Genomic DNA, 13,950 nt, shown 5'->3' on the forward strand with positions numbered 1-13,950 from the left:
CGGCAGGCCGGTCGATCCGCCGTCATACTTTTTGTCGACGACGATCCCTTGATCGCGATGTCGACCACGGAAATGCTCGAGGATCTCGGGCATCGCGTGATCGGCGTCAGCTCGGCGCGCCACGCCCTCGACGTCATCCGAAGCGAGCAGCCGATCGATCTCATGGTCACCGACCACGTCATGCCCGGCATGACCGGGCTCGAACTCGCGGCTGCCTCGCGTCAGTTGCGACCGTCATTGCCGATTCTGCTGGCCACCGGATATGCCGAGCTGCCCGAGGGGTCTCAACTCGATCTGCCGAGGCTGGCCAAGCCCTACCACCAGGATCAGCTCCGCGATCGCCTCGACCAGATGCTTGGCTGAGTGGCCACGAGAATGACCCGCTGCGAACGTTCCACATCACCGGCGGTGCCGCACTTGCTGGCAGTGCCTTCACTACGATGTTCGTCGGCTCGAACGGCAGGCTTCCGCCGCCGCGGAAGGGATGCCAGGGCGCGAGCCTCGTCTTGCCCCGAGGTCTCTTGTTCGACGCAGGCATCCTGCCTGTTCAAATGCCGTAGAAGATCTTGATCTCCCACAGCATCACGATGATGGCCGTGATCAACGTGACCGCGGCGACTGCACTTTCCAGGGAAGCGACTCTCATGTCCTACTCCGCTTCCCAGCCCCGTCAGCGGTCTAATTGATTCCCCGATTCGCGGGCAATCGCCTGGCCGGCCCGGGCAGGCACTCCGTCGCGCGCTGTGGTGCCGGTGCCACAGCGGCCCCGTAGAATTCCGGGGCTTTACCCCACCATCCGGTCTCGTCCGCTCCAGAAGCCCGCGCGCAGCACCTTCTTGTCGACCTTGCCGACGCCGGTCATCGGCAATTGCTTGACGAACCGGATCTGCTTCGGCGCATGCGCCGAACCCTTTCGCGTCTTCACCAGGTCGATCAGCTCGTCTGGATCAGGCTTTGCGCCCTCGCGCGGCACGACGATGGCGGTGACGGCTTCGCCCCATTTCTCGTCGGCGATGCCGACGACCGCGACCATCGCCACGTCCGCGTGCTGCGACAGCACGTCCTCGATCTCGCGCGGAAAGATGTTGAAGCCGCCGGTGACGATCATGTCCTTCTTGCGATCGAGGATGAACATGTAGCCGCGCTCGTCCTTGCGCGCGATGTCGCCGGTGTGGACCCAGCCGTTCTTCAGCGTTTCGGCGGTGACGTCGGGCCGCTTCCAGTACTCCGCCATCACATGCGGAGCACGCACGCAGATTTCTCCGGCTTCGCCCGTCTTCACCTCCTGGTCGTTGTCGTCGAGGATCCGCACCTCGCAGGCCGCGATCGGAAAGCCGCAGGACAGGAACAGTTCGGGCGTTCTGGGATCGTGATCCGCCTTGCGCAGCACCGAGATCGGATAGCATTCGGTCTGGCCGTAGAGCTGCGAGAACACCGGCCCGATCCGTTCAATGCCCTCGACCAGCCGGCTCGGCGACATCGCGGAGGCGCCATAGAGCACCAGCTCGAGCGCGGACAGGTCGGTCCTGCTCAATGCGGGATAGTCGAGCAGCACGTAGATCATGGTCGGCACGAACAGCGTGAAGTTGATGCGCTCGCGCGCAATCGTCGCCAGCACGGCCTCCGGATCGAAACCCTTCAGCATGTGCACGGTGCCGCCGCGCATCAGCGTCGGCAGCACCTTCGTGCCGGCGACATGGCTGATCGGCGCGACCGCGAGAAAGCGCGCAGCATCAGGAATTTCGAAGTCGGCGAGGATCGCGGCCGCGGCCCCGGCATTTTCGCGGTGGTAGCGCAGCGCACCCTTGGATTTGCCGGTCGTGCCGCCGGTGTAGTTCAGCGTGGAGAGATCGTCGGGGCCGGCAAGGCATAGCGGGCTGGCATGGCCTTCGATCTCGATCGCCTGCAACAGGTCGATGCCATAGCCGGCCGGCCCCATGGTGAAGACCGCCTTGAGCCAGTCCGCCTGCGCGGCGAGCTCGCCGCCACGATCGCGGAAGGCGGCCGCATCGACCACCAGCAGCTCGGCCCCGGAATCCTCGAGCTGAAACAGCTGGTCCGCCCGCGATCCCAACGGATGCAGCCAGGTGACGCAGAGCCGCGACAATTGCGCGGCGACGCCGGCGCACCAGGTGTCGGCGCGGTTCGCGGTGAGGAAGGCAACGCGCGCACCGGGCTGCAATCCCAGCCGTATGAACACGGCCTGGATGCGTCCGATCAGGTCGATGGTGCCCTGATAGCTCAGCGATCCCCCGGGCCACGCGAAAGCGGTGCGGTCGGGATAGCGCGACAGTGCCCGCAGCGCCTGCGCGCAAGTCGGGGACGATGCGTGGAGCGGATCGGACATATGTTTCCTCGTTGCTTTCTCATCGGCTTCTGGCGTGCCAATGTTTGCCGTAACGCTAGCACAGGGAATGCGGGATGGAATGCCAAAGCCCGCGCGAAGGAGGCGTGCGTGACAGGGAGGTTTGCGTGACGTCTGATCGACTGCAACCTTTCTGCGATCGTCTCACCCTGCCGCTGATCGCCGCGCCGATGTTTCTGGTGTCGGGCGTCGAGCTCATGGTTGCAGCCTGCCGGAGCGGCGTGATCGGCAGCTTCCCCACCGCGAATTGCCGCAGCACGGAACAGCTCGACGAATGGCTCACCGACATCGACGCGCGGCTGCGGCAGCACGAAGGCCAGACCGGCCGCAAGGCCGCGCCGCTCTGCCCGAACCTGATCGTGCATCGCTCCAACGTTCGGCTGGAGCAGGATCTCGCCGTGCTGCTGCAGCACAAGCCCGAGATCGTCATCACTTCGGTCGGCTCGCCCGCACCGGTGCTCAAGCCGCTGCGTGATGCCGGCGCACTAGTGCTGGCGGACGTCGCCTCGATCCGCCACGCCGAACGCGCCGCGGAAGCGGGGGCCGACGGGCTCGTGCTGCTCACGGCCGGCGCGGGCGGCCAGACCGGCTGGCTCAATCCATTCGCCTTCGTCCGCGCGGTGCGTGCGTTCTACGACGGCATCATCGTGCTTGCGGGCGGCATCAGCGACGGCCATGCGCTGCGTGCCGCCGAGATGCTCGGCTGCGATCTCGGCTACATGGGCACGAAGTTCATCGCGACACGCGAGAGCATGGCGGATGTCCGTTACAAGCGGATGCTGGTCGAAAGCAGCGCCGACGACATCCTGCTGACCACCGCGTTCACGGGACTTCAGACCAACATGCTGAAGCCGTCGATCGTGGCCGCGGGCCTCGATCCCGACGACCTGCCGGCGCGCGGGGCGATCGACATCGCTGAGGATATCGACGTCGCCGCGCGCGAGAACCGGCCAAAGCGCTGGCGCGATATCTGGAGCGGCGGGCACTCGACGTCCGGCGTGACCGATGTGCTGGCAGTCGACGATCTCGTTGCACGGACCGTCGCGGAGTACCGCGAGGCAGGGAGGCGGTAGGCGGAATCTACCCCTTCACCCCGTAAGAACGGGGAGGAGAGGAGACGCGCCGCATCGATCACAGTTAATCCCGCATGGCTCCGAGGCCCCTCATTTAACGGCAGATTAACCAACGCCCGCCAAGAATCCCCTCACGGCCGCCAATCAGGACCGAGAGGGACAGGCGATGGATTTCGACTTTCTCAACAGCAAGACAGCCGCGACGCTGGACGAAATCCGCGTCCGCGTGGCCCATGCGCTGGCCCGCCACCCGCTGTGCCGCAATGTCCGTTTCGACATCCTCAGCGTCCCCCGCACCCGCCGGGGCGGCAACTGGACGGTGACGCTGCAATCGGTCGAGCCGCGCGCGGTCTGGGAGGCCTCCGAGATCGTTGCGGACATCCAGGATGCCTACGACCTGGCCTCAGCTGCTTGATTTTACTTGGCTTTTCAGCTGCGTCGCCACAGGCATGGTGATTGTCGCCGCAAAAGCACACTCAAGCCTTAATTCGTTCCATTTTCCCGGGCACCGTTGACAACATCGTGAACCGGCCCCTTCGGAGAGACGTTTGTCCAGAGCCATCACCATCGTCGTGCTGACCTGTTTCCTCGTCCTCGGCGCTGCCACCACTGCCATTCTCGGACGCGACAGCGTGCCCAGCGTCTCCCCGGAGATGATCACCCAGGCCCCGTCGAAACCGCTCGCCACCAACCGCGCCGCCAAGGCCGACCGTCTGGTTCCGACTCTGGCGCTGGCTTCGGCCGCGATCGAGCCGGTCCAGGTGCCGGCCGACAAGCTGTCGCAGATGCCGGTTCTGACCGAGCCGCTGCGCCAAGCCTTCGCCGCGGCCACGCCGTCCGATTTCCCGATGCCGAAGGCGAATGTCAACGAGGCGCCCGCTGCCGCGGAGGCTCCGGCCAAGCCAAAGGTCACGGCCAAGCCGCAGCCGCAGAAAAACTATTCGCTGCTGTCCGACGTGCAGATCGCGGGCATCAGGGATCGCCTGAAGCTGTCATCGTCGCAGGAATATTACTGGCCTGAGGTCGAAACCGCTCTGCGCAACGTCGTCCGCAAGATCTCGGCCAACAAGCTCTCCAATCCCAATGCGCCGGGCGTGCCGATCGACCCGAATTGCGACGAGGTCCAGCAGCTGAAGTCGGCGGCGATGCCGTTGCTGTTCCAGCTGCGTGAGGACCAGAAGGAAGAAGTGCGCAAGCTCGCCCGCATCATCGGGTTGGAAAAGGTCGCGCAGCAGATCTGATGCGTGGTTCCCGAGCACGCTAGGGAACCGCAGATATCAGGAACATCCGGCAATCCTCAGGCGTTGCCCGCCCCAAACAGGGAGCGGATCAATGCGCGCCTCGACAGCCTATTTCGTCGGTGCCGGAACCATCGTCGCGGCCATCGCCATTGGTCTTGGCGGCGGCATCGTCGCCGGCAACATCATGAATCCGATCGCGGCCAAGCACGGGCCGGATACCAGCAAGATGGCGCAGCGCGCCGAAGCCGCCGCCACACCGGCGACCACGAATGCGCCGTCCGAGCGCGTGCAATATCTCACCGGCTCGCAAACCTTCGGCGCGATGATCGCCGCGCCTGCGCAGGCGCAGGGCGAGGCAAAGCCCGACGCTCAGAGCACGCAGGCGAACGCTGAACCGCCAGCCCCGCAGCCATCGCAAGCGGCCGCGGTCGAGCCGCCGAAACAGGCGCCGCCTCCTGCGCCAGTCGCCAAACCAGCCGAGCAGCAGGCTGCGACAGAGCCATCCTCCTCACCTGACAACGCCTATGCCAAGGCGAGGAGTTCCGACGTGAAGCGTGCCGCGTCCGAACGGCGCCGGATCGATCGCCGCGAGCATTGGGCCGACCGTCGCCGCTACGATCCCCGCGAGCAACGCGGCACGCGCAACCACACCGATTGGGACGACGTTGCGCGTAACGTCCGCGAAGATTCCGAGTCTCGGGATGTTGCCAGCCGTCCGCGCGGCGCGCGGATCATGTTGTTCGGACCTGACGACGACTAGCCCTTAGCCAAGGATCGCGGCGGCGGCACATTCCGCAATCAGGATTGTCGGCGTTTGGATGTTGCCTGAGATCATGACCGGGATCACCGAGGCGTCGGCGACGTGCAGGCCGTCGACGCCGCGCACCTGCAACCGCTGCGGATCAACGACGGCGAGGTCGTCTGTACCCATCCGGCAGGTCGCGGCGGCGTGATAGAGCGTGGTGCAGTGTCCCCGAATATAATCGGCGATCTCGGCATCGCTGTTCGCTTCCGCGCTCGGCGTGACCTCGCCCTCGATCATCTCCTTCAGCGGCGATTGCGCGGCGATGCGGCGGTTGATGCGCACGCCCTCGATCATGGTCGCGATGTCGTCCCCGCCTGTATCGGATATGAAATAGCCGGGGTCGATCGCGGGATGCTCGATCGGGTCGGCGGAACGCAGCGTGATCCGGCCGCGGTTGTTCGGCCGCTGCAATGTCGCATGCAGGGTGATGCCGGATTTCGACGACAGGAAGCGGACGTAGTCGCGATGCGGGCTGATCGCGCCGTAAAGCTGCAGGTCCGGTTCGACGTCCGGGCGGCTCCTCACATGCGCGCCGGCGGCGACCCAGGGCGAGCTGCGCGGACCGCTGCGGCTGGTTTCCCACTCGGCAAGGCTCGCGGCCAGGCTCTCCTCCGTCCAGGCGCCGACGCCGATCTTCTCCCTGGTATAAAAGGTGATGGGAATGTTGATGTGATCCTGGAGATCCCTGCCGACGCCCGGCAGGTCGTGCACGACGTCCACGCCGACCGCCCTCAATTCGTCAGCTGGTCCGACCCCTGAAAGCAGCAGCTGCTGCGCCGAGCCGATGGCGCCGGAGGCGAGCACGACTTCGCTGGTGGCAAAGGCGCTCTTCGGCTGCCCGTTCTCGAGATATTCGACGCCGATCGCACGGCCGCGCTCGATGATGACGCGGGTGACGCGCACGCCCGTCTTCAGCGTGAGGTTGGCGCGCGTCAGCGCCGGGCGCAGATAGGCCTTGCCGGTGCCGAAGCGCTCGCCATCCCTGATCACGAACTGGAAGAAGCCCGCGCCTTCCTGGGTGGTGCCGTTGAAATCGGGATTGTGCGGAAGCCCCGCCGCCTGTGCCGCCTCCAGCCATTTCAATTCGTTCGGGTCGACATGGGGGACGTCGGCGACGTGCAGCGGGCCGCTGCTCCCGTGCAGGGGATCGTCGATGAAGCGCGCATTGTTCTCGAAGGCGATGAATTTCGGCAGCACGTCGCGCCAGGCCCAGCCTGCGCAGCCCGCCCTCTCCCAGCCGTCGTAGTCGGAAGGAAGGCCGCGGATATAGATCATGGCGTTCATCGCGCCGGAGCCGCCGACCATCTTGCCGCGCGGCCAGAAGATGCGCCGGCCGCGGCAGCCGGCTTGCGGCTCGGTGTAATAGCCCCAGTCGACCGACGTGTTGAACATGGTCGGCCAATCCGAGGGAATGTCGGATGCGAGCGGCGCGGCCCGGCCCGCTTCCAGCACCAGCACCTTGCGGTGCGGATCGGCCGACAGCCGGTTGGCCAGGACGCAGCCGGCCGAGCCGGCGCCGACGATGATCGTGTCGTACATTGAGGAGCACTCCGCCGAGAAATTTACGCAGCGGATTGCTTGCAAGATCTGTGCTTTTGGAATGGTCGTCCGTTGCTTCACCCTCTCCCGGAGGGGGCCTCCAGGAGAGCGTGAAGCATGTGCCAGCTCAGCCGCCGTGCGACTCCACGACCTTGCGGCAGGCGTCCGAGAGTTTTGACTTGTTCTCACGCAGGCAGGCGTTCATCTGCGGCGGCTTGCCCACATGCTCGGCGCAGAATTTGCTGGCGTCGCCGCGGCAGGCCATCTGTTCCTGCAGCGTCGGACCGGATTGCGCTGCGGCGGGCAGGACGGTGGCGGCGAGCAGCAGCGCGGCAAGAACCGAAATCTTCATAAAGCACCTCTTTGGGAATGTCGGTGGTCCCGTTCGGGATCGAGCAGGCCGGACCATCTCGCAAAGGCCCGGTGCCGGTCCATGCCATGTTCATGGCATCGGCTCGTACTGTCGGGACGCTGCACCCCCATCTTCATGGCATGTATCCACGCGCCGTCTTTTGCCATTCACAGCTGCACGTCGGCTGCGAAACCCGGTGATTGCATCGGGCCGCCGAACGGGAAGCAGGAGAGCAAGATGTCGAAAAAAGCGGGAGCGCTGAGCGCCGGGCTGACGATCATGGTGCTGGCAGGTGCGGCGATGGTGTCGCTGGGCACGAGCCCGGCGCAGGCGGTGGTTTATTGCAAGACGGTCGGCGTGCCCAAGGGCTGCGTGGTGCGGCCGACCGCGGCAGTGGTGGTTGCGCCGGGAGCGCCGGTCGCAGCGGCCGCGGTCGCCACGCCTGGCGTCGGTGCGTCCGGCGTCGGCGTGCGCGCGGGCACGCCGATGAATCGCGGCGGTCCGGTCAATCGCGTCGGCGTGCGCTGACGATTTCGTTCGATTGAGTTGATTGCATCGCTTCGGGCGCAGGAGCCATGCGGACGAACCCCCCGTCCTCCGCGGGCAAACAATCCGGCCCGTTCCCTCTCTCCGTACGTCCCACGCGTTCGGGGAGGGGGCTTTTCAGCCCGCAGCCGCGTCGCTGTCGGGAAACACTTGCGGCAATTGCAGCCGCACCCGGGTGCCGGAGGCATCCGAGCTGAGATCGAGCATCGCGCCACAGCGCGCGGCCCGGCTTCTCATGTTGCGCAAGCCCCGCGCGGTCTGGCCCGCGCTGCCGGCCGCGTCATTGCCGGTCGGCGTAAAACCACGGCCGTCGTCGGTCACGCTGATCACGCCGTACGGCCCCCGGTCTCCGTCCACTGTCTCGATGGCAACCGCGATATTGCGGGCCTGCGCGTGCTTGACGGCATTGGTCACGGCCTCGTCGAGGATGCGCACAATCTGGACCACGTGCCAGGGCCGCAGCTCCGGATGCAGCGGCAGGCCCTGCGGCGTCGCCACGCGCCAGTCGAGCGCGATGTCGTGTGGCCGCAATTGCATCGCTGCGCGCTCGCGCCAGGAGCCGAGCGCCAGCATGAGGTCGCCGCCGATGTCGTCCATGGAATCGATGACGAGGCGGAGATCCTTCAGCGCGGCGCGGGCGGCGTCCGTGATGGTCGCGCCCTCATGACCGCGCTCGGAGAGCGCGACGATGCTGACGAGCTGGCCGCCGAGGCCGTCATGCAGGTCGCGCATTAGCCGGGTGCGCTCGTTGGCGAGCGCGGCGGCGCGGGCGCGCTCCTCCTCGCGGGCAAAGCTCGCCTTCAACCGCTCCTCGGCCTCGCGCACGCGCGCCACCAACTGGCCGGCGAAGCTGTCCACCTGGTTCAGCGCGCGCGCAAAACGCCAGGTCAGCCCCGCGCCGATCGCGACCAGCATCGCCGAATAGGACAGACGCGAAACGAAGATGCGCTCATTGGTCATGATCTCGAACGCCGCCAGCATGTCATGGACCCAGCAGACGAACACGATGGTCACCGCGCAGCCGATCGTAAAGCTTGCCGCGTCCTGCCGCCGCACTACCGCGGCCGCGGTGACGCCTGCCATCAGGAACAGGCAGATTCCGACCGTGGGGATGCCAAGAACAAGAAACAGAATACGCGGCAGCGGCGGGCCCGCGATCAGTCCCACCACGAACACGACCAGCCCCGGCACGAACAGCAGCGCGCCGTAGCGCGGCCAGCGCCAGCCGAAGAACAGAACGCCGAACACCACGACCAGCGCGCTCTCGATCGGCGCGGATGCGAGCAGAACAGCGGCGAGCCGGGACACGGTGGCCGGCGGCACCGGCGGCGGCGAGAATGCCTGCACGACGCCGAGCACCATTGCCACGGCCAGCACGCCATAAACCGGCTCTCGCCGCCGCATCAGCCACATGATCGCGAGGATGACGGCGAGAATCGATTGCCAGGCGGAGAACGCCACGGGCAGCGTGACGAACAGCAGCGTGCGCGTTTCGTAGGACGGACGCAGCGCGGTGTCCGGTCCGACATAGACGTTGTCGAGAAATCCCTTCAGCGGGCCCCACACGAACAGCCGCACCGTGATCTCGTTGCTGCCGTCATGCAGCAGCGAGGCCGGGATGAGCGCGATCTGCGGCGTGTTGCGGTCCGGCCGGTTGGCGTTGAAATCGCGGCGGGAGTCGAGCACGACGACGCCGTTGACGGCAACTTCGACCGCGTTGCTGAAGCGTGGCAGGTACACCGACCATCCCGCCGCCGCGTCGGCGCGCCGGAACGTGAAGGCTCCGGCGTAGAGCGGCGGGTCGGCGAGCGAATAGCGCGACGACGTGAAATGCGGCAGCGTCACCGCGCGCGTCGTGCCGTCCTCGCGCAGCGAAAATCCGCTCAGCGCAAAGTCTTCGGGGTCGCTGGGCTGGAGCAGCCGCAGCCCGAGGATGGTGGCGATCGCGATCAGCGCCTGGAGCAGCAGATAAGGCACGAGGCGCGACACGATCAGCCGGCGCCGCGGACGTGCAGGTGCCTTCGCCGCGATCTCGCTCACAGTTTGATCAGGCCCTGCTGAACCGCCTCGAACACCGCCTCGCTGCGCGTATGCACCTCGAGCTTGCGATAGATGTTCTTGATGTGGCCGGGCACGGTCTGCTTGGAGAGGCCGAGATGGCTCGCGATCTCGGCGTAGCTGAAGCCTTTTGCGATGCCCCAGAGGATGTCGATCTCGCGGGGAGTCAATCTTGCCGTGTTGAGGGCGGGGCCCGGCGGCGGCTCCGCCGCGTTCTGTGCGGCGCCTTGCGTCCTGCGTACGATGAAGCGGGCGATCGAGGCCGAGATCGGCGAATGGCCGGCGACCAGGTCGCGGACGGTGGTGGCGATGTCGGTCGGGAAGGCATCCTTGAGCAGATAGCCGGTGGCGCCGACCGTGATCGCCGAGATCACGCTCTCCTCGTCGCCGAGCGCCGAGATCACCATGATCTCGGTGTCGGGAAAGCGCTGCCTCATCTCGCGGATCAGCTCGATGCCGTGGCCGTCGGGCAGCCGGAGGTCGGTCAACAGCACGCGTGGCGCGCCGGCGGCCAGGGCCTGACGCGCCTCGCCAAGCGTAGCCGCGCTGCGCACCTCGTAGCCGGCCTTGACCAGCGCGTCCTGGAGCCGCCAGCAGGTCGGTGCGTCGTCCTCGACGAGGAGGATGGTGATGGATTCACCCGTCTCGCCCTGTTTGCTCATGATCATCGTCCCGCACCGCGTGTCCCCCGCGGCGCAAGGCCAAGCTTAGCCGCGGCGGGGGCGCCGCGACACCCATAATCATGGGGCAGAAAATCCCGCGGTCTGGACGGGTCGTGCCGACTTGCTCGTCTCCCCATCAACTATGGTTTCGTCTCGGCTGCCTTCTGTGCTTCCACGGGTTTCGGCGGCGCCCCGGGCACCGGGAGCCGTTGCACCCTGATCCGCGCCGTGCCGCTGTTGTTGTCATAGAATTTCTCGGTTCGCCCCTGGAAGGGAGCGAGCCACCATGGAGTGATGCAGCAGGGCAGCACGGTCGGAAAGATCTGGACGGCGTCGTTGACATAGAAGAACAGCTCGCCGGAATCGGGCGCGACGAACTCGGCGACGAGGCGGCCGGTCAGATTCTGCTTCTTCCACACATCCTGGGCAGCAGGCAGGTCATCCACCGGAATCGGCTGGAAACCTCCGAAGTCGATCAGCCTCTGCTTGAGCGGATCGACGACCCTGGGGTCCTGCTCGACGCGAACGGGATACCGGTGGTCGCTATCCTTGGTCAGGTCGTCCTCCGCCGGCAGTGTCGGATTCTTCCGGCGCGGCAGTTCATCTGCCGGCGTCACGTTGACGGCTGTGAGCGGAATGTCGTTCACGCCTTTCGAGCCGACGCGCACCACCGGCTGGAACCAGTCGGCGCCGTAGAGCCGGCGCATCGGCAGGAAGATGTAGCGCGGCAAGTCGGTCTGGAAGCCGTTGACCCCGGTCATGATGGTGCGGTCGAACCAGGGGTCCTCGATGTCGAGCCAGACGCGGTATTTGCGGCCTTTCTCGACGGCCAATCCGCTCCACCAGCAGAAGTCCCTGGTCTCGAATATGCTGCCGGCAGGCAAGGGCTCGTCGAGCACCGGCTTGCCGCGTTCGAGGCGAATGCCGCTGCCGCCCTTGATCTCCGGCGGCGAACAGACTTTGCCGAGCGCGACGCGGCCGGTGAAGTAGCTGGTGGACACCATCAGCAAGACCGAGCTGAAGATGATGAAGAGGAAAGCGAACGGCAGCACCCATCTGGCGAACAGGTTGCGGGCCGGCATGGCGTGGTGCCGCATCCAGTTGGCGAAGGTGAGCGCGCGACTGGATGTTGCAACGTGCTCCCGGCTCGCTTTGCGACGTGGTGTGTTCCAGGCGAGCCGCGCGCGTTCCTGGATGTTGTCGCGCAGCGCCGAATTCCTGCTCCATGCCAAAAGTGTGACCAGCAGTACGGCCGATGTCAGGACGGGATAATAGGTGGCGATGTCGAGCCAGGGCGTCGCATATGAGGGCAGCACGTTCCTCAGGATGTTGGTGAGCGGTGCTACGACCGCGCTGAGCAGCCAATCGGCGTCGGTGATAAGTCTCAAGAACCAGGTGCCCTGCAGACCATTGTCCTCGGACGAGCCGACCAGGCCGCGCGCGACCCAGGGAAACACGGCGATGAAGGCGACCATGAACAGGAGAAAGAAATATGCCACGCGCCGCCACCACACGGTATCGCGCGTCAGTGTCGACATCGCTGGGTCGGGCGTGCTCATCGTGGTGAAGGCCCTGGCCTCCAGCTCGCGGCGCGGGCCCGTGGCCTTTGTGAGATAGGCGACCTTCATGATTGCGCGGGCAGCCTGTTCCTCGAGTTCCTTCTCGTTCGCGTCCTCTTTCTTCGATTGCAGCGGCAGCCGCGTTCCGCCGGGCAGCACGGTTCCGCGGGGAAAGGTCGCTCCGTCGGGCGGCACCGTTCCGCCGGGTAGCACCGTTCCGTCGGGTAGCGTCGTTCCGTCGGGCAACACCGTTCCCTCCGGCAGTACCGTTTCGTCCGGAAGCGTCGTTTCGTTCGGCAGCAGCACGAGGCAGTCGGCCGGAAGCATGATCGGTGCATAGTCGTCGCAGCCGAACAGCATGCGCTCGATGACGGCGAAGTGGACGACGGGCCGGCCACCATCCTCGGCGTTCGAAAGGATCGGACGCGGTCCGTAGCGGTACAGCACCGCCGCGCCGCCGCGTGAATCATGCCTCGGCCCGATGGCGGATTGATAGTCCTTGAAGTGGTCGATCTCGCCGTCCTGGAAGCGCAGCCGGTCGCCGAGCTGCTCGACCATCCAGACCAGAGGCACGAAAGACAGTGTGGATTCCGGATAGCCGCCGCCGATGTCGGAATGAACGCCCGCGAACCACACCTCCTTGACGACCTGACCCTCGGCCAAAGCGCTCTGGTCGATCCGCAGCGGATGGAAGGTTGTGCGTTCATCGTCCAGCGCGAGCGCGTGATAGGCCTGCTTCACCTTGGGCGACAGCCGGTGATTGCGGAACGAGATTGGCCAGATCGCGAGGTCGATGGCACGACGGAGCTCCTCGATCGGAACGCCGAACGCCTCGACGGTGTCGAACAGTCCGAGGAACTCGATCTTGACGTCCTGGCGCTCGCCCATGTGGCGGCGCACTTCGGCATAGGGGCGGTGGCGCCAGTGATAGACGAAGAGCAGGAAGTCGCGGATCCAGCGCGTGATCCAGATCGTCGGCAGGCTCCTGGTCCATGGCACGGTGTGGCGCCGGTATTCGCGCCAGGCGGCCATGACATTGCGTTCCATCTCGGCGTGCGACACCGGCGTGTTGTCGATCACCGCAGGCACGAGGCCCTGGTTCGAGATCAGCGCCGCGAGCGTGCGCGCGGTGAAGGCGCCGCGGCTGAAGCCGAAGATGTAGATCTGGTCGCCGGGACGCCAATTCCAGCACAGGAAGCGATACAGCTTGCGGACGTTGGACGGGACGCCGATGCCGGTGGCGCCGTCGAGCGCGGCGAGCGGTGCCCAGCCGGCGGTGCCGACACCCTTGATGTAATGCGCGATCTGGTCCGGCTGGGTATGGTCCAGCGTCTCGTAGAGGCGCCAGACGCTGGATTCCTGGGTGGTGAATGCGTTGCCCGTGCCGTCGGCGAACAGCACCAGCTTGCGTCCCGCCGGTGCTGCGGCCGTCGTCCCGCCAGCGATCGCAGCGACATGCGCATCCTCCGGCCTGGCGGCGGAATCCGCGCTACGCACATCCGCGTTCCGCGCACCATCATCGTGCGACATGGGGCCCCTCCGGCAATTTGACGGGCAAGCGCTTCAGGCTCGAGCCGGGCAGCACTCTCCCGATTCACTCAATGATTGCGTCATGAAATACAGATGCAGTTTGTGCACAAACCCGCTGAGGTAGCAAGCGGGAGCGCGCCGGTCCGCCGTGGCCGGTCGCCGCGGGATGACGGGTCGCGGAAGACAACCGTCTTGCAGCTCGGTGTGGCTGGGGGCTCGG

Annotated in this window: 12 protein-coding genes; 6 read left to right on the top strand and 6 right to left on the bottom strand. The window is 66.1% G+C overall.

Features of this window, described 5'->3' with window-relative positions:
* The coding region (locus PMI42_RS32395; protein ID WP_008142900.1) for a response regulator at positions 1-363 on the top strand (363 nt) is incomplete at its 5' end.
* 421 nt (positions 364-784) lie between these two features.
* Here the strand turns inward: PMI42_RS32395 and PMI42_RS32400 are convergent.
* Positions 785-2,347: an AMP-binding protein gene (locus PMI42_RS32400; protein ID WP_008142903.1), complete on the bottom strand. Its 1,563-nt coding sequence runs from the start codon at positions 2,345-2,347 to the stop codon at positions 785-787.
* A 125-nt stretch (positions 2,348-2,472) separates the two neighbouring features.
* Here PMI42_RS32400 and PMI42_RS32405 point away from each other — a divergent pair, with 125 nt between their 5' ends.
* From PMI42_RS32405 to PMI42_RS32420, 4 genes are all read left to right on the top strand, one after another.
* A complete protein-coding gene (locus tag PMI42_RS32405; protein ID WP_008142904.1) occupies positions 2,473-3,438 on the top strand; it encodes an NAD(P)H-dependent flavin oxidoreductase in 966 nt (321 codons plus the stop codon).
* 166 nt (positions 3,439-3,604) lie between these two features.
* Positions 3,605-3,853: a hypothetical protein gene (locus tag PMI42_RS32410; protein WP_008142906.1), complete on the top strand. Its 249-nt coding sequence runs from the start codon at positions 3,605-3,607 to the stop codon at positions 3,851-3,853.
* Between the two features lie 133 nt (positions 3,854-3,986).
* Positions 3,987-4,679, top strand: a complete 693-nt coding sequence (locus tag PMI42_RS32415) for a hypothetical protein (RefSeq protein ID WP_008142908.1) — start codon at positions 3,987-3,989, stop codon at positions 4,677-4,679.
* 91 nt (positions 4,680-4,770) lie between these two features.
* The gene (locus PMI42_RS32420) at positions 4,771-5,439 is read left to right on the top strand and encodes a hypothetical protein (RefSeq protein WP_008142909.1); all 669 of its coding nucleotides are present in this window, start codon (positions 4,771-4,773) and stop codon (positions 5,437-5,439) included.
* Positions 5,440-5,442: 3 nt separating this feature from the next.
* On the opposite strand, the gene PMI42_RS32425 is transcribed toward PMI42_RS32420, so the two are convergent.
* Both PMI42_RS32425 and PMI42_RS32430 read right to left on the bottom strand, forming a co-directional pair.
* Positions 5,443-7,023, bottom strand: a complete 1,581-nt coding sequence (locus tag PMI42_RS32425) for a GMC family oxidoreductase (protein WP_008142910.1) — start codon at positions 7,021-7,023, stop codon at positions 5,443-5,445.
* A 127-nt stretch (positions 7,024-7,150) separates the two neighbouring features.
* Positions 7,151-7,375, bottom strand: a complete 225-nt coding sequence (locus PMI42_RS32430) for a cysteine rich repeat-containing protein (RefSeq protein WP_008142911.1) — start codon at positions 7,373-7,375, stop codon at positions 7,151-7,153.
* Positions 7,376-7,612: 237 nt separating this feature from the next.
* Between PMI42_RS32430 and PMI42_RS32435 the strand changes: the two genes are divergently transcribed.
* Positions 7,613-7,903: a hypothetical protein gene (locus PMI42_RS32435; RefSeq protein WP_008142912.1), complete on the top strand. Its 291-nt coding sequence runs from the start codon at positions 7,613-7,615 to the stop codon at positions 7,901-7,903.
* Positions 7,904-8,038: 135 nt separating this feature from the next.
* On the opposite strand, the gene PMI42_RS32440 is transcribed toward PMI42_RS32435, so the two are convergent.
* The 3 genes from PMI42_RS32440 to PMI42_RS40580 all read right to left on the bottom strand — a co-directional run bounded on the left by PMI42_RS32440 (position 8,039) and on the right by PMI42_RS40580 (position 13,730).
* Positions 8,039-9,961: a sensor histidine kinase gene (locus tag PMI42_RS32440; RefSeq protein WP_008142914.1), complete on the bottom strand. Its 1,923-nt coding sequence runs from the start codon at positions 9,959-9,961 to the stop codon at positions 8,039-8,041.
* Positions 9,958-10,641 (bottom strand): response regulator, encoded by a 684-nt coding sequence (locus PMI42_RS32445; RefSeq protein ID WP_008142915.1) that lies wholly within the window; start codon positions 10,639-10,641, stop codon positions 9,958-9,960. Before PMI42_RS32445 ends, PMI42_RS32440 begins: the two co-directional genes overlap by 4 nt.
* 140 nt (positions 10,642-10,781) lie before the next feature.
* A complete protein-coding gene (locus tag PMI42_RS40580; protein ID WP_008142916.1) occupies positions 10,782-13,730 on the bottom strand; it encodes a T6SS phospholipase effector Tle1-like catalytic domain-containing protein in 2,949 nt (982 codons plus the stop codon).
* Positions 13,731-13,950 lie beyond the last annotated feature (220 nt).

Source organism: Bradyrhizobium sp. YR681 (assembly GCF_000282615.1).
Classification (GTDB): Bacteria; Pseudomonadota; Alphaproteobacteria; order Rhizobiales; family Xanthobacteraceae; genus Bradyrhizobium.

Coding starts and splice junctions, on each gene's coding strand:
- PMI42_RS32435 (WP_008142912.1), top strand. CDS start 7,613: ATGTCGAAAAAAGCGGGAGCGCTGAGCGCCGGGCTGACGATCATGGTG.
- PMI42_RS32445 (WP_008142915.1), bottom strand. CDS start 10,641: ATGAGCAAACAGGGCGAGACGGGTGAATCCATCACCATCCTCCTCGTC.
- PMI42_RS32420 (WP_008142909.1), top strand. CDS start 4,771: ATGCGCGCCTCGACAGCCTATTTCGTCGGTGCCGGAACCATCGTCGCG.
- PMI42_RS40580 (WP_008142916.1), bottom strand. CDS start 13,730: ATGTCGCACGATGATGGTGCGCGGAACGCGGATGTGCGTAGCGCGGAT.
- PMI42_RS32410 (WP_008142906.1), top strand. CDS start 3,605: ATGGATTTCGACTTTCTCAACAGCAAGACAGCCGCGACGCTGGACGAA.
- PMI42_RS32425 (WP_008142910.1), bottom strand. CDS start 7,023: ATGTACGACACGATCATCGTCGGCGCCGGCTCGGCCGGCTGCGTCCTG.
- PMI42_RS32400 (WP_008142903.1), bottom strand. CDS start 2,347: ATGTCCGATCCGCTCCACGCATCGTCCCCGACTTGCGCGCAGGCGCTG.
- PMI42_RS32430 (WP_008142911.1), bottom strand. CDS start 7,375: ATGAAGATTTCGGTTCTTGCCGCGCTGCTGCTCGCCGCCACCGTCCTG.